Origin of the sequence: Acinetobacter calcoaceticus ANC 3811 (assembly GCF_000399665.1) — a bacterium.
Classification (GTDB): domain Bacteria; phylum Pseudomonadota; class Gammaproteobacteria; order Pseudomonadales; family Moraxellaceae; genus Acinetobacter; species Acinetobacter calcoaceticus_B.
On sequence record NZ_KB976986.1, the window covers coordinates 93,882 to 119,721 of the forward strand.

The window sequence follows — 25,840 nt, forward strand, 5'->3', positions numbered from 1 at the left end:
TCATTGATTAAAGTCGAAGAACCCTTAGTTTTTACTAAGGGTTTTTTTATTGTATGAATGAATAAGTTAAAGGCTAAATTAGATTTGTTATCTCATTTTGGGTTTGATTTTTATAGAATAAAAATCACATAGTTTTAATATGGTGAACCTATGCTCATTACAGCGATATGATAAGAATAATATGCAATTAAATTATACAAATATCACCAGATAGACCCTGTAGATTCCATACATTCCAAAGCACTTTTGTGCTATACTATACAGCTATATTTTTTTCGATTTTAGTTCAGTTTTCGGAACTAAATTTTTTGCAAGATCAAGACATATAAGCAGATGGAAATTTCTATCTGTAAGAAGGAGTATGCATGAGCGTATCGGAAATCCGACCGATTGCCATTGAGGATGAACTCAAGCATTCATATTTAGATTACGCGATGAGTGTAATCGTATCTCGTGCATTGCCGGATGTGAGAGACGGTCTGAAACCTGTTCACCGTCGTGTGCTATTTGCCATGCACGAATTGGGCAATGACTATAACAAAGCCTACAAGAAATCTGCACGTGTTGTTGGGGACGTAATCGGTAAATATCACCCTCATGGTGACTCAGCTGTTTATGAAACCATTGTACGTATGGCTCAGGACTTTAGCTTACGTTATTTATTGGTAGATGGTCAGGGTAACTTCGGTTCGATTGATGGTGATAGCGCAGCTGCAATGCGTTATACCGAAGTCCGTATGACTAAGTTAGCGCACGAACTTCTTGCAGATCTAGAAAAAGACACTGTTGACTGGGAAGATAACTACGACGGATCTGAGCGTATTCCTCAGGTGGTTCCGACACGTGTTCCAAACTTGTTAATTAATGGTGCTGCTGGTATTGCTGTTGGTATGGCAACCAACATGGCACCACACAACATGACAGAAGTTGTGAACGCATGTTTAGCCTATGCCGACAATCCGAATATCTCGATTGAAGGATTGATGGAATATATTACTGGTCCTGATTTCCCTACAGGCGGTATTATTTATGGTAAATCAGGTATTGTTGACGCTTACCGTACAGGTAAAGGCCGACTACACATTCGTGGTAAATACCATTTCGAAGAAGATGAAAAGACAGGTCGTATAACCATCGTCTTTACTGAAATTCCATATCAAGTTAACAAAGCAAGAGTTATTGAACGTATTGCCGAGTTAGTTAAAGAGAAAAAACTTGAAGGTATTTCAGAGCTTCGTGATGAGTCTGACAAAGACGGTATGCGCATTGCGATTGACTTGAAACGTGGTGAAAACGCAGAAGTCATTGTAAATAATTTATTCTTAAATACACAGCTTGAAAACTCTTTCAGCATCAACATGGTTTGTCTTGATAACGGACAACCAAAATTGATGAATTTGAAAGATATTATTGCGGCATTTATTCGTCACCGCCAAGAAGTGGTAACACGCCGTACCATGTTCGAATTGCGTAAAGCACGTGAACGTGGTCATATCTTGGAAGGCTTAACTGTAGCCTTAGCCAATATTGATGAAATTATCGAAACAATTAAAACTTCTGCTAACCCAGCTGAAGCTCGCGAGCGTTTACTTGCAGGTGAGTGGGCTGGCGGAGGTGTTGTTTCTTTACTTGAAAATGCTGGTGCTATTTCTGTTCGTCCAGATGAGATCGAAGGTGAAAACCCAGATCGTCCATTTGGTTTAACTGAATCAATTTACCGTTTATCACCAACGCAAGTGGGTGCAATTTTAGAATTGCGTTTACATCGTTTAACGGGTCTTGAGCAAGACAAATTACATGCAGAATATACTGAAATTTTAGGTCAAATTGCTGAACTTACAGCAATTCTTAATGATTTCAATTTGTTGATGGCTGTAATTCGTGAAGAGTTAGCACAAGTACTGCAACAGTATGGTGATGGACGTCGTACAGAAATTATTGAATCGCGTATTGATTTCAGTCGTGAAGATCTAATTCCTGAAGAGCAAGTCGTATTAACAGTTTCGCAAACAGGTTATGCAAAAACTCAACCACTTTCTGACTATCAGGCTCAGCGCCGTGGTGGACGTGGTAAGTCTGCAACTTCAATGAAGAGTGATGACTTTATTCAACATCTCATTGTAGCTTCAAACCATGCGACTGTGCTGTGCTTTACTAATGTAGGTAAAGTCTATCGTCTTCGCGTATTTGAAGTGCCTCAAGCATCACGTGGTGCAAAAGGCCGCCCGATTATTAACTTGTTACCTTTAGATGCGAACGAAACTGTAACTGCTATCTTGCCGTTAACCGAGTTCCCAGAAAACCATTACGTATTTATGGCGACAGCTTCTGGTACGGTTAAACGTGTTGATTTAGAGCAGTTCGCCAACATTCGTTCAAATGGCTTACGTGCAATTGAACTGAATGAAGAAGATACCTTAATTGGTGTTGCGATTACTGATGGTAATCAGCAAATCATGTTGTTCTCAAATGAAGGTAAAGCAATTCGTTTTGCAGAAACCGACGTGCGTTCAATGGGCCGTACTGCTAAAGGCGTCCGTGGTATGCGCGTTAGCATTGCAAGCAGCATTTTAAGCGAAGAAGATGCAGAAGTTGAAAATGATGAATCTGATGATAACGACGATTCAGCGGATTTAGCTGTAGTAAGTCGCATCGTATCGCTTGTTGTTGTGCCTGAAACGGGTGAAGTGTTGTGTGCGAGTGCCAATGGTTACGGTAAACGTACTCCTGTAAATGACTTCCCAACCAAAAAACGTGGTGGTAAGGGCGTTATTGCGATTAAGACAAGTGAACGTAATGGTGAGCTTGTAGGTGCAGTATCTATTGATGAAAGCAAAGAACTGTTGCTTATTTCTGACGGTGGTACATTAGTTCGTACTCGTGCCGCAGAAGTTGCAATGACTGGTCGTAATGCACAAGGTGTTCGTCTGATTCGTTTAAGCGAAGAAGAAACTCTAGTGGGCGTTGTGTCTATTGACGCTGTTGAAGATGAAGAAGAATTTCTCGAAGGAGAAGTGGATACTTCAGAAGTAGATGGTGAAGATGCAGTTTCTACGAATGACGATGTGTCAGAAGAGTAAGTTTTAATTAAATAAAAAAGGAAGCGTAAGCTTCCTTTTTTATTGGCAATTTATTTTGATTTATGAAAGATAAACACGTCATAATTTCGATAATGTAGTGTTTTAACAGATGGATCTTTAGTCGCAAAATTATGAGGTTGACTGACGACAATCAAATCTTGCTTTTGCGTTAAAGCATCTTGAAGCTGTTGCTCACTCCATAAGTATTGTTTGCGTTGTGGTTCAAACAACAAACCATCTTTAATTTCTAAAGATGCACTATCAGAATGTACGGTATCCCATTGATTAACAATATATATGGGCTGTTTTAACTGTAAAAGAAATGGAACATCATAGAAATAGTAATTGTAGAAAACTATTTTTGTTGATGGTGTCATATATTCAGAAAAATTCGTTTGTCCCATATTATTTTTGGTATCTAAAATACGAACGGCAAAAGGAACTGAACTACACAGAACAATTAAACTGATAAAAATATAGTTCAAATAGTTTAATTTTTGATTTTTATATAACCAGATTAAAGTCAGCGGAAGCACAATTAAGAGAGCGCCAATGGTATAAATAAATACGGCTTGGTTTTGGAAAAAGGGTTGATGTGCACCCATGAAATGCGGTGTAGCAGTAAGACCTATTCCGACAAGCATAATAAATATAGGTAAACCCCAAACCTGTAATTTGGTTTTATAGTCACTTTCAAGTACTTGGTTGATAACAAGAGCCAAGAAAACAGCGAGCGGGGGCACAGCAGGTAAAATATAGCCAGCTAGTTTAGACGGAGGGATAGAGAAGAAAACTGTGACAGAAATAAACCACCATACAAGTAGGGCAAGTAAAGCGGATTGCTTGTAATTCTGAAATACGGCTTTAATAGATTGAAATCTACTCGCAAAAATCCATGGTAAAAAACTGATAAATAAAATAAGCAGATAGAAACACCATGGTTGCTTATTATTAAACTCTTTTGAGCTAAAGCGACTAAATTGTTGGTCTATAAAGAAATAATGTAAAAATTGAGGGTATTTAAGTTGAACTGCATAGAGCCATGGACTAACCAGTAATATAAATAGCAAAATCCCCAAAGGGTTAAGCAATGAAGGGATTTTTTTCCATTGTTTGGTGTAGAGCAACCACGGTAAAAGAATCATACCGGGAATTAATACTCCAATCAGGCCTTTACTTAAAAATGCAGCAGCGCCTGCAAAATATCCTAAAAATAAAATAGATTTACGTGCTGAAATTGTGAAATCAGCAAAACATAAAACACTGACGGTAATCCATGAAGCAAGCAGTAGGTCATGGTTAATATATTCACTACTACCAAAAAACAGTAAATTGGTGCCTAAAATCATTGCAGTAAGTTGTGCTACACGTTCAGAAAAGTGCTTTCTAACGAATAAGAATAGGCTGACGAGCATGAGTGTAGCTGCTAGCACAGGAACTAATCTCAACACCCAAATATGCATACCGAAAAGTTCCATAAATATAGAACTTAACCAATGTAATAGAGGGGGCTTATGCATAAATGGCAAGCTATTGATGCGGGGAATCAACCAATCTCCCGACTCAAACATAGATCGACTAATATCGCCGTAGCGTCCTTCATCTGGTACAGAAAGAGGTCTTATCCAAGACAAAACAAACAACCAAATCGGCAAAAATATTAATAAAAATTTGGAACTACGAAGCCATTGCTGCATACATAATCCTTAATGTTGAAATGCAAAAAAGCGGTTAAGCAAGAAAGTCACAATTGAAGTCAGCACAATAGCCACACAAACCAAAGTTGAAACAGGGACGCTGAAATACAGATTAGAAAGCAAGAGAAAACTCTCATTGAATAAAAAACCTAATCCAGCGACTAACGTAAATTTGGGTAATGTTTGTCGATGAGAAATATGCTGGGCTTTAAAAGTAAAAATACGATGCCCAAAATAGCTCACCCAATAGGCAAGTAGAAAGGCGACTAAATTGGCGTAATGCAATGCAATGTTTCGTTTAAACAAGATCATGACAATACTGTAGTGCGTAAGTGCTGCTGCGGCCCCAGTCGTGGTAAACCGCGCGAGCTGAAAAATATGTGCAAACATTAGAAACTAGAGAACGTATTTTCAGAGTGAGTGATTGGGTGTTCTTGCTTAATACGAGAATGTTCGGTTGAAACAATATATTTTGGTCGATTTTTAACTTCTGCATAAATTCGGCCAACATATTCCCCCACGATACCAATAAACAGTAACTGAATACCGCCCAGTAGAGTCATACCTGCCGCAAGCGTTGCCCAACCAGGTACAGAAATTCCTTCAATCAGCGTTTTAATAATGATCCAGACACCGTAACTCATAGCGCCTAAAGCCAATAGGGCACCTAGATAAATACAAATTCGTAAAGGTAAATCTGAAAATCCAGTTAAACCAGACATCGCTAGATTAAATAAGGCTTTCACGTTAAAACTAGAACGGCCATGTTGACGATCTTGTTCTGAGAAATTGATTCCGATACTTTTAAAACCGACCCATGCATAGAGGCCTTTCATATAGCGATTTTTTTCTGGTAGTTGTTTAATCGCTTCAACAACTTTTGCGTCCAGAAGTCTGAAATCACCAGCATTTTCGGGAATATCAATTGGTGAGCTTAAGTTTAAAATACGATAGTAACCTTGGGTTAAGGTCCGTTTTAGCCATGATTCAGTGGTACGATTACGAATGCCATAGACCATGTCATAACCATTTTTCCACAGGTTAATCATGGTCGGAATTGCTTCAAAAGGGTGTTGAAAGTCCGCATCAATGAGCAGTGCAACTTCACCATTTACATGGTCTAAACCTGCGCTTAAAGCAGCTTCCTTACCAAAATTTCGTGATAATTCCAGTACAACTAAAGGATAATCTTCGATCATCGTTTGCAAGATCGGAATAGTATCGTCCATGCTGCCATCATCGACCACAATAATTTCATAGCTAAGATTTTGTTGCTTTAAGCTGTTTGCCAAAGCTGGAATAAATGTCTTTAAATTCTCTGCTTCGTTATAGGCTGGAACAACGCAGGATAAAAAAGGTTTTGTGCTCATTGCATTGCCCCTAGTCTGGTAAGTTGGACGCCATTTTTTTGGCAATCCAGAGGGAACTGATCAGACGAAAAATATTGGTATTCTTGGATACGTGCATGCTGGATTGGATCTTGTTCACTTGGTGTAGAAAGTGAGGGATGGCACATAATCAGTAAGTGATCTTTTGCTTGAGCAAGCCAATATTGGTTCAGTTCGGCATAATCAGTTTGTTTAAAGTCATAGATACCAGCGAAATATTCATTTTGGCTAAACTGGTAGGTTTGGCATGCTTTTGCTAAGGCATTTGATCCAAGTGCAGAAAGCATGTGAGTTTTAAAACGATAATGGGGTAGATAAATTGGATGTTGTAAATTACGTATCCAACCAGTAAATTTTTTCTCTTTTAAAAGTTGCAGCAAAATATCCCGTATAAACGGAAATTGATGAATATGTTGGTGCCCGTCAATAAAATCGGGTTGTTTTCCCATGACTGAAACAAATGCATCCCATTGTTCTTCAATACACTGGGTAATTAATTCACGATTAAGATTTGATGACCATGCGCGCAACATAAGTGCAGGCAATGAGAAAACTGTATTACCTGAAGTAAAAGCATGGGTAAAATTTAAGTGTAAACCAATGTCAATTTGATTCGAGAAAGGTTTAAGTTTGGCAGCAGCAGTTTCCCAGAGTTCAGATTGGGTCATACATGAGGTCGCTTGAAGAGCTCCTCTTTCAATTAACTCAATAATCGCATTAGATATCTCTGCATTCATTGCAAAGTCATCTGCGCAATAACATACCTTTGCCATATCAAATTCCGTCATAGAGCAGGGTAGCAGAGTTACCCTTTTAGGCTGCTGAAAAACTAAACAGTTTTACTATGGGGAAATTTCCTTAATTTCAACTTAAAGTTTTTTTAAGGTTTTATGACAATTGTTACTAATTAATAATTTGAATTTATTCGTTTTTTTATGTTTTTATGGTCAATGGTTTTTTAAGAAATGACTTTTAACTATCAGATTTTATAGTAAATAAAAATATAATTTATGCTCCAAGTGCAGTCGATTCTTCACTTGGAGGCTTTTAAACGTGAATATGCCCAGATTAAAAAAATAAGACCGATTGTCGCAAGAAATATCAGTTTTGGTACAACCGTGGCTAAAGGAACACCCATCTGGTTAAGTTGCACAAACATTTGTACACCATGTGTCGATGGTAAACACCACGCAAACCATTGTAACCATTCAGGCATTGCTTGATGTGGCCACGCAGCGCCAGTTAGTAAGAATAAAGGCACAGAGCTAAATACAATAATATGTCCAGCACGTTCTGGCATATCTAAAAGTGAACCGATCAACATGCCCAATCCAATCACACAACTAATAAAAATAGGAACGGCAATGAGTAAACCTGTGAAGTTTCCACCGTGTGGATAGTCGTTGAACCACAAGGTAAAACCGAAAAGATAAAAACATCCTAAACAACCAATGGTAAATATACTTGCAAAAATTCCAGCGAAGCGAACAGCTGTAATTTTTTGGTGTTGCTCACGGTAGCTTGCAATCAACATTGCTAAACCTAACACAATGGTTTGATGGATAATTAAAGCTGCAACAGCCGGAAAAATATAACTTCCATAGCCTGAAAGGGGGTTAAACAGAGGTACTTGATGAATAGAAAGGGCTGGTTGAAAGTGTGTTCGCTCTCCAAATTTTTCGACATATTCTTTTAATGTAGCTTCAATGGATGTAGCTAGGCCTAAACCAATTTCTTTAGTTTTTAAAAAGTTGGTTGTGCTCAAATATAAGCCAATACCACCTGTTTCTCCACGACGTAGGCTTTGCGTTAGGTTGTTGGGTAAAAGTAAAATACCATCGGCTTTTTGTTCACGAACCATTTGTTCTGCTTGTAAGAAATTGCTTGTAACAGTAACAATATGAACATGGGGACTATTTGCACTTTGACCGATTAATTGAGAACTTAAGAGGCTTTGCTCTTCATCAACAATGACAATAGGAATTGATTCTGCTCGCTCAGCTTTATAGGCGGTAGGGTAAAAAAAACTATAAAGAATGACCGATAAAATCAAAGTCGTGAAAACTGAACTATTACCTACAATATCTTTAAAAGTCTGCAAATATGCCTTTAAAAATTCTTTCATTGTACTGCTCCCCGAATTAATTTTTTAAGCAGTAGAGAACTTAAAAAGAAGTAAAAAAGGCAGTAGCCAATGAGTATTAAAAAAGGAATCATTGAAATGAAAACTGGACTTCCAATCACCCATTGTTCAGTTTGCAGCTTGGCATAAGGGGTATAGGGAATAATAAGTGACCAAAACTTGGTAAAAATAGGGGCATTATTTAAAGGAAGAGTAACGCCTGCGAAACTTAAAGATGACCCACCATAGACAGCAATAAAGCCAAAAGTTTTACTTAAATTTTTGGTTGCTAAAATAACTGTGCTGCTAATCAAAGCGTAGGCGAAATAAAGTAGAAACTGTGCGCATAGCAATAAGCCAAGAGAACCCGCTACAAACCAGCCACGGATTTCAACCAGCCAAAACATCCATAACCATGTCCAGAAACAGAAAATAAGGCTATAGAGCAAATTTTTAGCCAATAAGCCTTGAATAAAACTTTCTCGGTTAACCCACTGGGTTAATGTGCCACGTTTAAGTTCTTGTCCAATGGCAAAGGCAACACAGCAGCATAGCAACAGATGCAATACGGCTGGAACCATGAAGGGTTCTAAATAAAACTCATAGCTCATGCTTGGGTTATAAAGCGTTGAGATTTTGACATGAGCGGTAGGAACATCTAAATAGGGGATATTATTTGCTAAATAACTCTGGCCTGCATAGTCTGCTAAAGCATTGAGGGTACTGACCAACATTGCGGAGGAAATGGTATTCCCGACACTAAAAAATGACTGGTTAAATGCAATGCTAATTTGAGCATCTTGAGCTTTTACAAAGCGTTTTTCAGCGCCGTCTGGAATGAAAACATAGCCCCATATTTTGGTTTCATTGAGTAGTTGTTCCGCTTCTGTGGAGCTTGCCGTAATTGTTTTAATCTCTACCGTATGATTCAACGAAAGATACTTTTCAATATTGCGGCTGAGTTCACTTTGGTCCTGATCAATAATCGCAATGGGTAAATGTTCAGCTTTACCTGCGTAAAACATGCTGCTAAACATAAAAATGATAAAAGCGGGGATGAGTGTCACCATACACAAATCCCATTTATTGCTTTTTAGATAGTTTAGTTCACGTAATATACTGGCAAACATGCTTTATTTTTCTTCTTTAATTTTAAATAGAACACTCATACCCACTTTTAAATCTTGCACTGGACGCTCTGGCACAAGATGCAGTTTAAAGCTACGAATATCATAGCCTCCAGTCTGGCGAGTCGTTTTTATGGTGGCAAATTCACCTTCAGCATCTATATTCTTAATTTTAAAATTCACATTCTGATTAAGCGCTGGAATGAATCCTTCAAGGGTTTTATTTTTATAAACAGAGGCATATTGATTTTCACCCACGTTTAAACTTACCCATAAATCATCATCTTCTAAAATGCTGACAACAGGTACACCCATAGCAACTAGCTCAGAAGGTTTACCATAAGTTTTTGAAACTGTACCTGAAATAGGAGAGAGTAAACGTGTTTCTTCCTCTAGCGCTTTTGCTTCGCCTACAGCTGCTTTTGCAATTTCAACCTGTGCATCTGCTGTAGATTTTTGTTGGCTTGTACTGCCACGTTTTGCACGAGCATATTGTTGATAAGAGGCCTCGCTTAATTCTTGAGCAGAGGTTTGTGCTGCGAGCATTTCATCTCGTCTTTGACGCGAAATGACCCCTTGTCTATATAAATTTTCACCACGCTGGTAAGTTGTTTTTGCAAGGTTTGCTTGTGCTTTCGTGCTTTGCCAGTTGGCATAAAGAGTATCGATATTTTCTTGTTGAGAACCACGATCTACCGTAGATTGAAGTGCTAAAGCAGATTGTAAGGTAGCCAAAGCCTGTTGCTTTTTAGCTTCTATTTCCGGGCTAACCAAACGAACAAGTGGCTGGCCTTTGGAAATTTTCTGGCCTTCTTGTACATAAATTTCTTCAATACGACTCGGAACTTTTGTACTTACGTGAATAGTTTCGGCTTCAACTCGACCTTGTAGTTCAATAGGCTTTGGCTGATAACTTTTCCACAAACCAAAAATAATTAAACCTAGTAGAGCAATAATGACTACACCAATAATCAGTTTAATTTTTGAATTTTTAGGTGGTTTGGAGTCACTTTTATTTGTGCTTGATTCTTGCTGATCACTAGCTTGATCATCTTTTTGAGCGTGATTGGTTTCTGCTGTATTCGCAACAGGAGCATCTTGTTCTGAATGAGCTGAGTCTTGATTCATTTTATACTCCCCCTTAACGAATATAGTCGGTATGTGGTTGATTAACGTAAGCTTTAAACTGGTCAATTGAGCCGTGACTTTGCAGTAAAGTTGCGAGTGACATGACATATTTATAAGCATTTAAAGCCATTTCAGTTTTTAACGCACTTAATGCATTTTGTGCATCAATCACTTGGGTTGTTGTACCCATTCCTTCGCGGAAAGAAAGCTCTTGGATACGTAGGTTTTCTTGAGCGGCATTTACGTTTCTTTGTAAGAGCTGATGACTTTGCTGAGCAGAGTTGAGTTCGTTATATGACTTATTCAAAAGACCTTCGATCTCTTGTTTAGTGCGTTCAGTCATGAGTTCAGAGGCATAGCGCTTCAATTCGGCAGCGTGAATATTCTTATTTTTATCTACACCTGAAAATAGGTTGTATTTTGCCATTACACCGACAATCCAGTTTTCATTTTTATCAAGAGCATATTCACCAAAGGCAAAAAGACTTGGTTTATTTGCGGCTTGTTGAGCTTGAATATTTACATTAGCCAGTTGAGTATCCATCTGCATTTTTTGTACAAGGCTAGATTTTTGCGAATAACTGGTTAAAAGTGATTCTAGAGACTGGCTTGGGGTGTTATTTACAAATAATGGTGTACTTAAATCTATATTGTTTTGTTGATGTAAAAGATTATTAAGACTAAAGCGACTGGCATTTAAGTTGGCTTGAGTATTTTGTAAAGTACGTTCTGCATTATTACGCGCGACTTCAAATTGCATGCGTTGCCCTTTACTAATAAATCCTTGCTGTTCGAGCTTTAGGGCATTGCTGTAATGTTTTTGCATCGCATTAAAGTTAAATAAACTACTTGCTACCAACTGCTGCTGTAATTGAACATTAAAATAGCTTTGTACCACTTCAAATCGCTGTATATCTTGTTGTTGCTGGCTTGAAAGCTCCGAGCGCTGTGCTTGAATATTTGCTAGTTTTTTTGCACTGCTGGTTAAGCCACCTGTATAGAGTGGCATAACGACCGAAATAGAAGGGCGTACAACCTGATCTTCAATAGTCAGATTCGCATAATCTGGAAATCGGTTTATACCGTCATGGATAGTTTGATTTGCGCCTTCTTGAACTTGCCCAAGCACATCCGATGGAATGACATTGTTCCACTGTGAAAGTTTGTCATTCAGCCCTTGGCTTAAATCATTCTCAAGTTTTTGTTTAAAAGAACCAAGAGGTACATCGGTTTCACTATGAAAAGCATATGCTCTGACATTTAAATCAACTCGAGGTAATCCGAGGCCCTTTACTGCTTCAGCTTCTAATTGAGATGCTTGCTGTAACGCTTGATTGGCTTGAGTACTATAGGAACTTTTTAAAGCTTGTTGTTCTGCTTCAGCATAACTTAAACTTTGAGCATATAAATGATCAGTAAAAAAAAGGCCTAAAGCCAAAGCAAGATGTTTTGGTTTAAATGAAAACGGAAAAATAGACTGTTTGTATCGATGTACTGGCATTTTAAATAACAATTTTTTGGCATCCCTTATAGTTTAAATTTCTTGTTATTAAATTCAATTATCATATTGTTTATTATACATTTGTATAAAAACCTTTTGATTTTAGCTCCTTTAATTATTGAATATTACTAAGCCAATATTTTTGTAATACCTCTCAAGGTATGTGAAATTATAATCACAAGTCAAGTTGATCTTTTTGCTTAAAAATCTTTTTAAATTTGAAAGACGGTCATTAAAAGTATGGAAATAACAACAACAGTAATTGAAAAAATAAACCTAAATACAGTCCAGCATTGAAATATTTACTTGAGAAGCTGCTGCAAGCTTAAGCAATCTGTGGTTAAATGCCATTTTTATTGTGTTTGACTTTATACAAGGGAAAAATCATGCGCGCGTACAATTTCTGTGCTGGTCCTGCTGCATTACCTACTGCCGTTTTAGAAAAAGCTCAACAAGAATTGTTGGATTGGCAAGGTAAAGGTCTATCCATCATGGAAATGAGTCACCGTAGTGCTGACTATGTTGCTGTAGCTGAAAAAGCTGAAGCAGATTTACGTAAGTTAATGAATATTCCAGAAAACTATAAAGTACTGTTTTTACAAGGCGGTGCGTCATTACAATTTTCTGCGATTCCTTTAAACCTTTTGGGTAAGAACAGTAAAGCTGATTATATTGATACTGGCATCTGGTCTGAAAAAGCGTTAAAAGAAGCAAAGCGTTATGGCGACATTAATGTTGTAAATGCTGGTATTAAAATCGATGGCAAGTTCGCAATTTCTGAGCAAAGCGAATGGAATTTATCTGATGATGCAGCCTATGTACATTATGCAGATAATGAAACGATTGGTGGTTTACAGTTCGCAGGAATTCCTGATGTAAAAGCTCCACTCGTTTGTGACTATTCATCAAGTATTTTATCTGCTCCATTAGATGTGACCAAGTTTGGTTTGATCTATGCTGGCGCACAAAAAAATATTGGTCCTGCTGGTTTAACAATTGTCATTATTCGTGATGACTTACTTGATCAAGCTAAACCAGAAATTCCAAGCATTTTAAAATATGGTGACCAAGCCAAAAATGGTTCTATGGTTAATACACCATCGACTTACGCTTGGTACTTGTCTGGTTTGGTATTTGAGTGGTTACTAGAGCAGGGTGGGGTAGATGCTATCCATAAAGTTAACCTTGAAAAAGCTCAATCATTATATGGTTATATCGATTCAAGCGATTTCTACAATAACCCGATTGCAATTCCGAACCGTTCAATTATGAATGTACCGTTTACCTTGGCAGATGAAGCTTTAGACAAGCAATTCTTAAAAGAAGCGGAAGCAAACCATTTGTTGAATTTAGCTGGGCATCGTTCTGTAGGTGGTATGCGTGCAAGTATTTATAATGCTGTGCCATTAGAAGGCGTACAGGCTTTAATTAGCTTTATGGATGATTTTGCAAAACGTAATGGTTAAGCAAATCAAATAAATAAATAAAGCCCTCAAATGAGGGCTTTATTTTTGAATAAATTTTATAAACTAAAAAGGCACTAAACCAAGTTGGTGCATGAATATGGCAGCTAAAAACATACCCAATACAAAAAAACAAAACGCACCAGTATCGACCTTTACGCGCAGGCTACTAGATTGAATGAGGCTGGTAGTTTGTTCGGGTATAATCTTCATTCAATAACCTAATTATTAAAATATTAGTGAAATTCAATTAGTTTCACTCCTTTTTAGCACAAATAGTCGCCTGAATCCAGATATTACCGCGAATATATTCGCCAATATTAAAGTTTTTATACAAATCGTTTTTGGTTGCAATGCGCACTAATATGGCAGGAAGATCATCTTCTAAAACCAAAGTAACATCATAAAGGGTATATTCTGCCCCCATAAATGTCATAGAAGTTTTGCCAACAATATTACCTTGGAACCATGCTTCATCTTCTTGACCAAGATTTTCGCCATATAAATAAGCAACCATTTTAGAAAAATCAACAGTTACAGGTTCTTGATCTTCTGAGGTTTTTGGCTGCCATTCATTAATGAGTTCCTGTAAGTTTTCAGGAGCGATACCATTATGTTCAGTCAAAATCGCATTTAATGCACGGTGATGTTTAATTGAGGCTGGGTCATCAACAACAATTTTTTCGCCCGCTGGAACTGGTTCTAATTCATAAGCCCATGCATTAAATTGAACTTGATAGTCTTTAGTTTTGTCATATTGACAAGCGTTAACGCTAAATAAATTATCAAATGCATAAACCGTTGTATCTTTATTTAGTTTTAAACTTAAAACAGCTTGTGTCGCAGAGTCACAAGTAATGATACGTTCAATTTTCGCATTATATTGATATGGGCTTTCAAAACTTGGAAAGGCTGTTTTGAGTGCGCGAGGTTTCTGATTTTCAACCGCAATAATCTGGTTGATTGTAACTTTTTGGTTTTGTGGGCCTTGAATCAACCAAAAAGATTGATCCATATCTTCTTCATGTTCGCATAAGCCCATTGGCATTACGGGTGCATCAAGTGCTAGTCCTAACCATTTTGGTACATCTGTCTCAGGATGGGACGTCAATAGATTCCAATGTTCGCCATGACTACCAAAATTTTGGTCATTTACTTTAATTACTTCTGGACTGTTTTGATTTTTCATAAGCACGATGCTGTTGGGTTCACATTACTTGTTATATTAAATCGAGGGTGTTTACTGTTTTTCAAGTCACCATATGTAAATTCTCTTGTAAAAGCACATATTTAGTCATTTAAACATAGATATTGCTTCTATTTATAAAAGAAAAGGTAGATCTGACTCTTAAGAAAACTTAAATACCAAATTAAAAATAAGTTTAATGTTTATTACTATTCACCTTAGAAATGCATCTGTTAGACTTATATTTTTAGTGGAAATAGAGAATAACGTGCTGCCATTTAAATTATGGGTAGACGCAGACGCCTTACCAAGAATATTACGTGAAGTGATTTTGCGCGCATCAGATCGTTATCAGTTAGAAGTTATTTTTGTTGCTAATCAAAATGTTGGTATTACGCCTTCTGTTCGCATCAAGTCAATACAGGTTTTAAGTGGTGCCGATCAGGCTGATAAAGAAATAGTCGATCGCATGATTGAAAATGACATTGTCATTACGCAAGATATTCCACTAGCCGCTCAAGTGATTGAGAAAGGCGGAGTTGCTATTCATCCCCGAGGCGAAGTCTATACAACTGCGAATGTTAAAGCGCGGTTACATCTGCGTGATTTCATGGATACGCTTCGTGGTGCGGGTGTTCAAACTGGTGGGCCGCCACCTATTTCCGAGCGAGATAAGCGTGAATTTTCGAGTGCATTAGATCAAACAATTTTAAAGCAAAAACGTAAAGCAGCTAAGTGAGCATCGCATGCCATCGCAAACCAATTTGGCTTTAACCTATGCCTTGTTAGTGTTCATTTGGGCAACCACTCCATTGGCCATTGTTTGGAGTGTGTCTGATTTACATCTGATGTGGGCATTGTTGTTACGCTTTTTTATTGCATTGCCTTTGGCCGTGACCATATTACTGATTTTAAGAACACCTTTTCCGACTCATCGACAAGCAATTCATAGCTATATTGCTGGATCTTTTAGTTTAATTGGTTCTCAAATTTTTACCTATGCGGCTACCCAATATTTAAGTTCAGGCATGATTGCGCTTATGTTTGGTTTGGCGCCTATTATGGCTGGACTTATTGGCCGATTTGCATTTGGTCAGCAACTTTATAAGCTGCAATGGCTAGGTATGGCGATTGCAGTTAGCGGTTTAGCCATCATTTGTTTTAATGGCGCAAATCAGCATGTGCATCCGTTTGGTATCGTCCTTATGCTGATCAGTGTGTTTGTCTATTCTTTTTCAATTTTTTGGGTCAAGAAAGTTAATGCACAGATTCAGCCTATGGCTCAGGCAACTGGTTCTATTTTAGTTTCTTCAATTTTGGCAAGTTGTCTTATTCCATTTATTTGGCAATATGCACCGACACATTTTCCAGAAGCTAAGTCTTTATTTGCTTTAATTTATACGGTACTGATGGCTTCATTAGTCGCCATGTTCTGTTATTTCAAGCTTATACAAAATATTCAGGCAACGACTTTATCTTTAACAACGGTAATTACGCCAATGTTAGCCATGATGATTGGAGCTGCTTTAAATCACGAACAATTGTCGATTATGGTTTTTGTGGGGGCTTTAATTATCCTGTTTGGACTATTTTTATATTTCTATAAAGACATTCAAGCAAATCGAAATTTTGTACGACATATTAAGTCTAAATAGGAGAAGATTTGGGTAATTTGTTGAGCTTATTCATTAAATTGTTCTAATTCGTAGCGAAATGCATGATCAAATTGATCTCCCAACTTAAGTAGTAGAAAATAGCGCAGCAATATAATATTAGGATTGTTAAGGAAAGGTCAGAACTTACTGATTTTTAAACCTTAATACAGCATCTAACGATATGGCCAAATAGTAGATGTCGATGTAATTTGACATTAGCATCTGCTATTTCCCATCAATCACCTTGGATTTAGAAGGTATGTTTAAACCAATCTCACTGTATATAGGGTTGAGATATACTCGCGCAAGACGCAGTAATCATTTTATTTCTTTTATTGCATTGGTTTCGATGATCGGTTTGACACTAGGTGTCGCTGTGCTGATTACGGTACTTTCTGTGATGAACGGTTTCGATCGCGAATTGAAAAACCGTGTTTTGGGAATGGTGCCGCAAGCGACAGTTTCATCTACACAAATCCTTACGGATTGGCCTGAACTGGTGAAGCGAGTTGAACATCATCCACATGTAACTGGGGTTGCACCTTTTACCCAATTGCAAGGTATGTTAACCGCGCAAGGGCAAGTCGCTGGTATTATGGTGACGGGTATTGACCCAAAATATGAAAAGAATGTGTCTATTATTCAAAATCATATTGTTGCTGGTAGCTTAGACTCACTTAAAAAAGGGGAGTTTGGTATTGTCCTTGGTAAAGATATGGCTGATTCATTAGGCTTGCGTCTAAATGATAGTGTGACATTGGTTTTACCTGAAGCAACGCCATCTCCAGCGGGTGTAGTACCTCGTTTCAAGCGTTTTAAAGTAGTGGGGATTTTTAGTGTAGGTGCCGAAGTTGACTCTATGGTGGGCTATATCGCTCTCTATGATGCGTCAACACTATTACGCTTACCAGATGGTGCCCAAGGTGTTCGTTTAAAACTAGATGATATTTTTGCAGCGCCACAAGTTGCAGATGACTTGGTAAAAAGTTTACCAAGCAATTTCTACGCAACGAACTGGACCTATACGCATGGCAATCTGTTTAATGCCATTCAAATGGAAAAAACACTCGTTGGTTTGTTACTTGTACTTATCATTGTTGTTGCAGCATTTAATATCGTTTCGTCATTGGTTATGGTTGTAACAGATAAAAAATCAGATATTGCGATTTTGCGTACATTAGGCGCTTCGCCATCAATGATTACTAAAATATTTATGGTGCAAGGTACTGTCATTGGTGTGATTGGTACAGTTGCTGGTACAGTTTTAGGTGTAATTTTGGCTTTAACCATTAGTGATATCATTTCATGGTTTAACAATGTGTTAGGTTTAAATCTATTTGATGCTTACTTTGTGCATTACCTACCTTCTTATTTAAGATGGCAAGATGTGACGATTATTGTGACTGTGTCTTTACTTCTCAGCTTCTTGGCAACGATTTATCCGGCACTTCGTGCGGCCAAAGTTCAACCTGCCGAGGCACTGCGTTATGAGTAAAATTGTTTTAGAAGCAAAAGATATCTACAAACATTTTGATGATGGTAAATCTAAGGTTGAAGTCATTAAAGGTCTTTCTTTACAAGTTGAAGCTGGGCAGTTTGTTTCGATTGTTGGTGCGAGTGGTTCAGGTAAAAGTACTTTACTTCATGCGCTAGGCGGCCTAGAGCAACCAACGCAAGGGCAAGTATTTTTAAATGGTCAGCGTTTTGATAATTTAGGTGAAGCCGAGCGTGGTTTTCAACGTAACAAATACCTTGGTTTTGTTTATCAATTTCACCATTTGTTACCTGAGTTTACTGCGCTTGAAAATGTGGCAATGCCGCTTATGCTTCGACCAGATAGCCAATACAAATCGGTAAAAGCACAAGCTGAATATTTACTAGACCGAGTGGGATTATCTCATCGTATGGATCACCAGCCAGGTGAGCTTTCGGGCGGTGAGCGCCAACGTGTTGCTTTGGCTCGTGCTTTGGTCACTCAACCTGCGGTTGTTTTAGCCGATGAACCTACAGGAAACCTTGATCGTAAAACAGCTCTAGGTATTTTTGAATTACTGACTGATCTTAAGAAAGAACTCAACATGGCTATGCTGATTGTGACTCATGATGAACAGTTGGCTCAGGCAGCAGATTCAATCTTACATATGGAAGATGGTCTTTGGGTCAGCGGTTCTTAAAAAATTGTCATTAAATCACATTGTTAAAGCCCACACAGTTGGGCTTTAATTTTGCCCCTAAAAAGATAACGATATGACTTTAAATGTTAAAACTTATTTTAGTGGGGTGGGTTGTAGGTATTGCATTCATGGGAATAGAGCTTCCTTTAATAATGCAATATGGTTGGATTGGTAAAGTTCTACTCTTTATCAGCTTTATTTTTTATATTTTTAAGCGGCATATTTTTGTAAATCGTCCCATATTAAAAGCAGTTTATTGTTTAATCTGTGGCCTAAATCTTTTTGTTATAGGTCATCAGTATGCTCAGTATGTCTTAAATGAAAGATTACAACTACGGGAGAGGCAACCTCAGTCTCTAGACATTGTTGTTTATATAGACCGACTAAGTGAAGAAAAAGATAATAAGACACAGCAAGTCGGTCAGGTTCTAGGGCGGTCATCCCATGTGGTGAATTGGTTGTTATATTTAAAAAATGAAAATGCTTTGATAGAAGGGCCAAAATTACAATTAGGCCACTACTATCGAATTTCGGGTAAAACCAGACCAGCTCATAGTTATGCAGTAGTAGGTGCTTTTGATCAAGAAAAATGGTTCATTCAACGAAACATAATGTCAGGTTTCAGTGTGCAGCATCTAGAGCCTTTAAGCTCAAATGAAATTTATCGATTGGGTTATCAAAATCACTTAAAACAGCAACAAAAGTTTTTTACTAGGCAACAATTAAATATAGAAAAACTCCGTCTAAAGTTTAGATTAATGCTAAAAAAATCTCCCTTTCAGAATAAAGGATTGTTATTAGCACTTCTGACAGGGGACGAAAGTCTTTTAAATGAAGACACTAAAAATCAATTTAAACAGTTAGGAATCTCTCATTTGTTGGCTATTTCGGGGCCTCATGTCCTCATTTTTGCCATTATGTTGTCTTGGGGGTTACATCAATTAGTACGACGTTATTATCCCCAGCTTTATTTGTGGCAACCCAAGCAAATATTGGCAATGATTCCATTATGTTTTGGGGTTTTGATTTATACAGCTTTTGTAGGTTTTGAAATTCCAGCTTTAAGAACTTTACTTTCAGTATTCTTATTTGCCTTTTTATTGTTAGTCAAACTGCCTGTTAAGCCATTTTCACTCTTGGTTTACAGCGCAAGTCTACTTTTACTTTTCGACCCATTTAGTGTTTTATCGGCAGGTTTTTGGCTCTCTTATGGTTCTTGCTTTATTTTATTACGCATTTATCAAACCATAGTACAGACTCCAAACCTTGCTTCAGTGAGTCTGCTATCTAAAATAATTCTTTTAACTAAAACCCTAATTGAATCTCAGGGCAAAATATTTATTGCCTTATGTCCTTTAATGCTGATTTTCTTTCAACAGATTTCATGGGTTGCACCTCTCACAAATATTATCGCTGTTCCTCTGTTAGGAGGAGTTATTGTTCCTTTGAATATTTTTGCTGCTTGTGTGTGGCTTATTTTTAATTCACTTGGAAATGCACTCTTTCAGATTAATGATATTTTGCTCAGTATAGTGCTGACATGTTTTAGTCTTTTAGAGAAATTATCTCTACCGTTGCAAGGTTTTAGTCTGACACCACTGGCTTTGTTAGGCTTAAGCTGTGCCATTATTATCTTATTTTTACCACGTGGTGTTTTACCGAAATTTTGGGGACTTATCTGTTGTTTACCCTTAGTTATTCCGAATAAAACCTCTCAGCAAATCCAATTAAATATTATAGATGTAGGCCAAGGACAAGCGATTTTTCTACAACACCCAGAGCAGACGTGGTTAATTGATACGGGTGGTTCTTATGACGAGAAAGCCTTTAGTATTGGTCAAAATGTAGTGATTCCATATTTACGTCAGAAAGGTATTAAACAACTAGATCATGTGGTGTTATCTCATCTTGACCAAGATCATAGTGGAGCATTTCCTTTTATCGCTCAGGCTTTTCCTATCAAACAAGTTATATCAAATGAGTTATGGACACAGCAGGTGAAAGAACCATTTACCTATTGTCATCAAGGGCAAAAATGGCAATACCCACAGTTAGATATTGAGATACTTTGGCCCAAAGCAAATGATTTAAATTTAGTTTCTTCTAACCAAAATGAATATTCTTGTGTCGTTTATATTCATTTAAAACAGGTAAAAGGTTATCAAAATTATTTAATTATGGGGGATGCGGGATGGGAAGCAGAATATCAACTGATAAAAGAATATCCTGATTTAAAAGTAGATGTTTTGGTATTAGGTCATCATGGTAGTAAACATAGTTCAGCCTATGATTTTTTAGCGACTTTAAATCCCAAGCTGGTTGTTGCCTCTGCCGGTTTTAATAACCGATATGGTCATCCAAGCAAAGAAGTTTTAGCGAGAATACAAGAACTTAATATTCCGTTTAAAAGTACCGTTGAGCAAGGAACATTAAGTTTTGTATCTCAGCATCATCAAATGGTTTTATACACTCGACGTTTCGAGCGTACTTGGCTTCACAGAGCTTTGTGAAGCTTCTGCTTTCAGCTTAGCCACAATTTGAAGAGCTTCAACTGGATCAATATTATAAATATTATCTAAAGCAGGGTTGGCTTTAAAACGCTTATAACTCCAGTGGTAATGTTCTGGATAGCGTTGGATGAGTTGTTCAATAGCTTGGTGAATAACAAATGTTCCGTTATCTGCACTACCTTCGTAAATTTTCTCGTCCATAGGTTCAATGTGCATCGTAAAGCCATCATTTTCGTTACGAATTGCATACATGAATAAAGCTTTTGCTTTAGTTTTTTGGATGAGCTTGGCGCTTAAATTACTTGAAGCAAGTGGAACACCAAAATAATTGATCATACTACCGCCGGCGTTGGGCGTATGGTCAGGTAAAATTGCGGTAGTTTGACCTTGTTTTAAAGCTTTAAAAATTTGTCTTACACCACTTTCATCAGTAGGAACCAAGTTGGCTTGTTCACGACTACGTGCATCTCGAACAAAACGGTTCGCATCTTCATTTTTTACAGGCTTGTATAAAATTGTCATTGAAGTGAATTGTGAACACCAGGCATTGATGATTTCCCACGTACCAAAATGTGGAATGATCATGACAAGCCCTTTTTTTTCTGCAAGTGCTTCGTGATAGTAATGTTCACCTTCAATATGGTGAATTCTTTCGATATTCTTACTATTTGATGATCCCCAAATACTTAAAAATTCAAAGTATGAGGTGATTTCATTACGAATAGCTTGTTCCGTAATCTCTATGCGCTGCTGTGGCGTTAAATATGGAAGGGCGATTTGTAGGTTTAGTTCTATACTTTTTGATGTTTTAGTAATTTTTAAAGTATTGATTAACCCTGCCAACATACGAGCAAGAAAACGTCCAAATTTAATTGGCTGGCGGCTAAAAATTTTGAGTAGGTAATAGTTCATGCTTTTTATATCTAATTTGGTCATCTATCGCGGGAAAAAGGAAGCAATAATTAAAAAAAGATATAATTATTATAAATGAAATCATATTATTTAGACAGTTTTTATCAAATCAACGTATATAATGACATCATTTTAGATTAATTTGGATTGGAATTTTATGTCCGATTGGCCACCAAAACCACAAAATGAACCTATAACCCCTAAACAAAATGGACCAGAATGGCAAATTCTCGAGAAGGCTGTACTTGCTTCAGTCGAGGAACAGCGTCGTAGTCGCCGTTGGGGTATCTTCTTTAAAACATTAACTTTTATTTATTTATTATTCATTGTTGTACTCATGGGTAAAGGCTGTTCAACCAGCAAAGAAGGCTCTGCTGTAAATAGCAGTAGCGCTCATTTGGCAGTAGTAGATATTATTGGGACTATTGATGCTTCGAGTAATCAAGCGGTCAATAGTGAAGATACGAATAAAGCGCTTAAGCGTGCTTTTGAAGCCTCAAACAGTAAAGCTGTTGCACTTAATATTAACTCACCTGGCGGTTCTCCAGTTCAGTCTGATGAAATCTGGCAGGAAATTCGTTATTTGAAAAAACAGCATCCAGATAAAAAGGTTTACGCTGTGATTGGTGATATGGGCGCATCAGGTGCGTACTATATCGCTTCTGCTGCAGATGAGATTATTGTCAATCCATCAAGTTTGGTGGGCTCAATTGGTGTGATCATGCCGAACTATGGGATTACTGGTTTAGCTCAGAAACTTGGTATTGAAGATCGCACGTTAACCGCAGGAACGAATAAAGACATTTTAAGTATGACAAAACCGATTGATCCTGTTCAAAAGCAACATATTCAATCTGTTCTTGATAATGTTCATACTCACTTTATCACTGCTGTTAAAGAAGGGCGTGGAAAGCGTTTAAAATCAAATGATCCAGCTATTTTTTCTGGTTTATTCTGGACTGGTGAACAAGCCATTCAGTTAGGCGTTGCTGACCGTTCAGGTAACATTACGAGCTTGATGCGTGAACTAAACCTTGATAATAAAGTTGACTACACAATTGAGCGTAACCCATTACAATCCATTTTAGGTCGTATGGGGGCACAAATCGGGCAAGGGGTAAGTGAATCTATTGCTCAAGAAGTGCAGACTCGTCAAAGCGCAAAATTACAATAAAATCTGTTTTAGGATAGCAGTATGTCAATGAAACCAGTTATACACTTTGCTCATGCAAATGGCGTACCCTCAAAAGTGTATCAAAAACTGTTTGACCAGTTGAAAGGGGAATATGACATTATTTATGTTCCCTTGATTGGTCCTGATAAACGTTATCCTGTAACGAATCATTGGCTTGCTTTGGTTGATCAGGTGATTGACAGCATTGTGCGGCAGGCGAAAGGACGTAAAGTTATTGGACTTGGGCATTCTCTTGGCTCAGTTTTAACGTTAATGGCATCTTTTCAGCGTCCTGAACTCTTTTCTCAAGTGATTATGTTAGACCCGCCTCTTATTTTGGGGCGATATTCATTTGCTTTTCATATGGCAAAACTATTTCGTCCTAAATTAGTTGATGCGATGACCCCTGCAGGCTTATCTGCACGACGTCGTGAACATTGGGAATCGAGAGAGCAGGCTGCTGAGTTACTACGTCCTAAAGGATTTTATAAAGATTTTGATGAAGATTGTTTTCAAGCCTACATCGACTATGCTTTGAAAGAAGATTCGGTTCGCGGTGGAGTAACTTTAACGATTTCTCGTGAAGATGAAGTTGCAATTTTCCGTAAAAATCCTTCTTGGTGGTGGCTGCCTATGCCAAAATCTAAGATGCCTGTGCATTTAGTTGTGGGTAAAGGAAGTGATTTCTTAAAAAGAGGCTTTCCTCAAATGGCAAAGCGAAAAATGGGAATTCCGTTTACTGTGGTTGAGGGAGGGCACATGTTTCCTCTAGAACATCCTACTGATACAGTGAATTCTATAAAGAAATTGATTCATCATGAGCAAAATTAGTTTTTAGATTTATAAAAAAAAGGACATGCCAGCATGTCCTTTTTTATTTTTGCTTTTAAGTAAAAAAGTTTTACCAATTTGCAAAACGAATAGGGTGTTCAAGAACTTGATCACGGAAATAAGCTTGACCATTTTTCCATGTAAGTTGACCGTTACATAACCACTCTGCTACTTGTGGGTAGATAAAGTGTTCAAGTGTATGTACTCGATTTGCTAATGAAGCGGTAGTATCATGTTCTTTAACTGAAATAGCGGATTGGGCAATTGATTGACCAGAATCCAATTCTGCAGTTACAAAGTGTACGGTACAACCATGTAAACGATCACCTGTGTTTAAAACACGTTGATGAGTATTCACACCTTTATAAGCTGGAAGAAGTGAGGGGTGTATGTTCAGCATTTTCCCTTGCCATTTGTTGACAAAGGTGGGAGTTAAAATGCGCATGAAACCGGCTAAAATGACCACATCTACTTGCCAAGCCAAGAGTTGTTGATGCATTGCTTCATCAAATACTTCACGAGTTGGAAAGTCTTTATGGGAAATAACAGCCGTAGCAATATTGGCTTTTTGAGCACGCTCTAGGGCATAAGCATCTGCTTTATTAGACAGTACACCTACAATTTGCCCTGATAGATTTGCATCTATCAAGGCTTGTAAATTACTGCCGTTCCCAGAGACTAGAACAGCAATTTTTATCATGCAAAGATCACACGAATTTTTTCGTCTGCACCTTCCACTGATTCAGCATTTTCTTGGATATGTCCAATTTTCCAAGCTTTTTCACCTTGAGCATTAAGCACTTCAATCGCTTTTTCTGCATCATTTGCATCAACAGCAATGACCATGCCTACGCCACAGTTAAACGTACGGTACATTTCAAAGCGTTCTACATTGCCTTCGCGTTGTAGAAGTTGGAATAATTCCGACCATTCCCACGAAGCTTCATCAATGACTGCTTGAGCACCATTTGGTAATACACGTGGTAAGTTACCTGGTAAACCGCCACCAGTGATGTGTGCCATAGCATGTACATCAACTTGTTTGCAAAGCTCAAGAACTGGTTTTACATAAATACGTGTTGGTTCCATTGCAACGTCTGCAAGAGGACGACCATCAATTACTTGAGTTAAATCAACGTTTTTAACGTCTAAAATTTTACGTAGTAATGAATAACCATTTGAGTGAGCACCACTTGATGCAACACCAATAAGTACGTCACCAGACTTTACTTTAGTGCCATCAATAATTTTACTGTGCTCAACAACACCAACTGCAAAACCAGCAAGATCGTAATCTTCGCCTTCATACATGCCTGGCATTTCTGCGGTTTCACCACCTACAAGTGCGCAACCTGCAAGCTCACAACCTTTACCAATACCAGTAACAACATTTGCAGCAACCTCAACATTTAAGTGACCAGTTGCATAATAATCAAGGAAGAATAATGGCTCTGCACCACAAACTAAAAGGTCATTTACACACATAGCCACAAGATCTTGGCCGATTGTGTCATGACGATTAAGATTAAGTGCTAAACGTAATTTAGTTCCTACACCATCGGTTCCAGAAACTAAAACAGGCTCTTCATAACCTTTAGGAATTTTGCATAGTGCACCAAAGCCACCAAGACCGCCCATTACTTCAGGACGACTTGTACGTTTAGCGACTGACTTGATACGATCGACCAGTGCGTCGCCCGCTTCAATGTCGACACCCGCATCTTTGTAGCTTAAACCGGTATTTGGGGTAGAAGTTGAGTTGCTCATAAATGAAGTCTCCGCATTGGCGGCAGATTATAACCTGAATATACGAAACTCTTATGTTATTTATGCTCGAAAATGCTATCTTTAATAAAAATATTTTTTCATTTATAACGATTAAATCAAAAAAG

At 37.8% G+C, this 25,840-nt stretch carries 21 protein-coding genes and 1 pseudogene; 9 read left to right on the forward strand and 13 right to left on the reverse strand.

All coding sequences use genetic code 11. The features are described 5' to 3' along the window. The first annotated feature begins 365 nt into the window (after positions 1–365). Positions 366–3,080, forward strand: coding sequence for a DNA gyrase subunit A (gene gyrA, locus F935_RS01690; protein WP_016137314.1), 2,715 nt, complete (start codon positions 366–368; stop codon positions 3,078–3,080). Between the two features lie 50 nt (positions 3,081–3,130). Here the strand turns inward: gyrA and F935_RS01695 are convergent, their stop codons facing one another. From F935_RS01695 to F935_RS01730, 8 genes are all read right to left on the reverse strand, one after another. Then, positions 3,131–4,777, reverse strand: a complete 1,647-nt coding sequence (locus tag F935_RS01695; protein WP_016137315.1) for an ArnT family glycosyltransferase — start codon at positions 4,775–4,777, stop codon at positions 3,131–3,133. A gap of 9 nt (positions 4,778–4,786) precedes the next feature. Next, positions 4,787–5,167 (reverse strand): GtrA family protein, encoded by a 381-nt coding sequence (locus F935_RS01700; RefSeq protein ID WP_016137316.1) that lies wholly within the window; start codon positions 5,165–5,167, stop codon positions 4,787–4,789. After that, entirely contained in the window at positions 5,167–6,147 is a 981-nt protein-coding gene (locus F935_RS01705; protein ID WP_016137317.1) for a glycosyltransferase family 2 protein, read from the reverse strand. The genes F935_RS01700 and F935_RS01705 overlap by 1 nt, the downstream gene beginning before the upstream one ends. Then, on the reverse strand, positions 6,144–6,938 hold the full coding sequence (locus F935_RS01710) for a ChbG/HpnK family deacetylase (RefSeq protein WP_016137318.1): 795 nt from the start codon (positions 6,936–6,938) through the stop codon (positions 6,144–6,146). The genes F935_RS01705 and F935_RS01710 overlap by 4 nt, the downstream gene beginning before the upstream one ends. A 260-nt stretch (positions 6,939–7,198) precedes the next feature. Continuing rightward, on the reverse strand, positions 7,199–8,290 hold the full coding sequence (locus tag F935_RS01715) for an A1S_2622 family ABC transporter permease subunit (RefSeq protein ID WP_016137319.1): 1,092 nt from the start codon (positions 8,288–8,290) through the stop codon (positions 7,199–7,201). Beyond that, entirely contained in the window at positions 8,287–9,417 is a 1,131-nt protein-coding gene (locus tag F935_RS01720; protein ID WP_212749574.1) for an ABC transporter permease, read from the reverse strand. The genes F935_RS01715 and F935_RS01720 overlap by 4 nt, the downstream gene beginning before the upstream one ends. 3 nt (positions 9,418–9,420) lie before the next feature. Next, a complete protein-coding gene (locus F935_RS01725) occupies positions 9,421–10,542 on the reverse strand; it encodes an HlyD family secretion protein (protein WP_016137321.1) in 1,122 nt (373 codons plus the stop codon). A 13-nt stretch (positions 10,543–10,555) separates the two neighbouring features. Then, complete coding sequence (locus F935_RS01730) at positions 10,556–12,043, reverse strand: TolC family protein (protein WP_016137322.1); 1,488 nt, start codon at positions 12,041–12,043, stop codon at positions 10,556–10,558. 386 nt (positions 12,044–12,429) lie between these two features. On the opposite strand from F935_RS01730, the gene serC reads away from it, so the two are divergent. Continuing rightward, positions 12,430–13,509: a 3-phosphoserine/phosphohydroxythreonine transaminase gene (gene serC, locus F935_RS01735; RefSeq protein ID WP_016137323.1), complete on the forward strand. Its 1,080-nt coding sequence runs from the start codon at positions 12,430–12,432 to the stop codon at positions 13,507–13,509. A gap of 253 nt (positions 13,510–13,762) precedes the next feature. Here serC and F935_RS01740 read toward each other — a convergent pair whose 3' ends face one another. Next, positions 13,763–14,695, reverse strand: coding sequence for a hypothetical protein (locus F935_RS01740; protein ID WP_016137324.1), 933 nt, complete (start codon positions 14,693–14,695; stop codon positions 13,763–13,765). 247 nt (positions 14,696–14,942) lie between these two features. Here F935_RS01740 and F935_RS01745 point away from each other — a divergent pair, with 247 nt between their 5' ends. Next, positions 14,943–15,431, forward strand: coding sequence for a YaiI/YqxD family protein (locus F935_RS01745; RefSeq protein ID WP_080645660.1), 489 nt, complete (start codon positions 14,943–14,945; stop codon positions 15,429–15,431). A gap of 7 nt (positions 15,432–15,438) precedes the next feature. Then, positions 15,439–16,347, forward strand: coding sequence for a DMT family transporter (locus F935_RS01750; RefSeq protein WP_016137326.1), 909 nt, complete (start codon positions 15,439–15,441; stop codon positions 16,345–16,347). A 29-nt stretch (positions 16,348–16,376) separates the two neighbouring features. Here the strand turns inward: F935_RS01750 and F935_RS18950 are convergent. Beyond that, positions 16,377–16,457 (reverse strand): annotated as a pseudogene (locus F935_RS18950) (PilZ domain-containing protein); the annotation flags it as partial. Positions 16,458–16,606: 149 nt separating this feature from the next. On the opposite strand from F935_RS18950, the gene F935_RS01755 reads away from it, so the two are divergent. The 3 genes from F935_RS01755 (at position 16,607) to F935_RS01765 (ending at position 21,031) form a co-directional block, all read left to right on the forward strand. Further along, positions 16,607–17,842, forward strand: coding sequence for a lipoprotein-releasing ABC transporter permease subunit (locus F935_RS01755; protein ID WP_016137327.1), 1,236 nt, complete (start codon positions 16,607–16,609; stop codon positions 17,840–17,842). Next, positions 17,835–18,521 (forward strand): ABC transporter ATP-binding protein, encoded by a 687-nt coding sequence (locus F935_RS01760; RefSeq protein ID WP_004643715.1) that lies wholly within the window; start codon positions 17,835–17,837, stop codon positions 18,519–18,521. Before F935_RS01755 ends, F935_RS01760 begins: the two co-directional genes overlap by 8 nt. Before the next feature lie 83 nt (positions 18,522–18,604). Continuing rightward, a complete protein-coding gene (locus F935_RS01765; protein ID WP_016137328.1) occupies positions 18,605–21,031 on the forward strand; it encodes a DNA internalization-related competence protein ComEC/Rec2 in 2,427 nt (808 codons plus the stop codon). On the opposite strand, the gene F935_RS01770 is transcribed toward F935_RS01765, so the two are convergent. After that, a complete protein-coding gene (locus F935_RS01770; protein WP_016137329.1) occupies positions 20,984–21,967 on the reverse strand; it encodes a lysophospholipid acyltransferase family protein in 984 nt (327 codons plus the stop codon). The two genes, F935_RS01765 and F935_RS01770, sit on opposite strands and share 48 nt — an antisense overlap. 133 nt (positions 21,968–22,100) lie before the next feature. On the opposite strand from F935_RS01770, the gene sppA reads away from it, so the two are divergent. Together sppA and F935_RS01780 are read left to right on the forward strand one after the other, a co-directional pair. Next, positions 22,101–23,117, forward strand: a complete 1,017-nt coding sequence (gene sppA / locus F935_RS01775) for a signal peptide peptidase SppA (RefSeq protein WP_016137330.1) — start codon at positions 22,101–22,103, stop codon at positions 23,115–23,117. Positions 23,118–23,138: 21 nt separating this feature from the next. Beyond that, complete coding sequence (locus F935_RS01780; protein ID WP_016137331.1) at positions 23,139–23,948, forward strand: alpha/beta fold hydrolase; 810 nt, start codon at positions 23,139–23,141, stop codon at positions 23,946–23,948. Positions 23,949–24,018: 70 nt separating this feature from the next. Here the strand turns inward: F935_RS01780 and purN are convergent, their stop codons facing one another. Both purN and purM read right to left on the reverse strand, forming a co-directional pair. After that, the gene (gene purN / locus F935_RS01785) at positions 24,019–24,648 is read right to left on the reverse strand and encodes a phosphoribosylglycinamide formyltransferase (RefSeq protein WP_016137332.1); all 630 of its coding nucleotides are present in this window, start codon (positions 24,646–24,648) and stop codon (positions 24,019–24,021) included. Further along, on the reverse strand, positions 24,645–25,715 hold the full coding sequence (purM, locus tag F935_RS01790) for a phosphoribosylformylglycinamidine cyclo-ligase (RefSeq protein WP_016137333.1): 1,071 nt from the start codon (positions 25,713–25,715) through the stop codon (positions 24,645–24,647). Before purM ends, purN begins: the two co-directional genes overlap by 4 nt. Positions 25,716–25,840 lie beyond the last annotated feature (125 nt).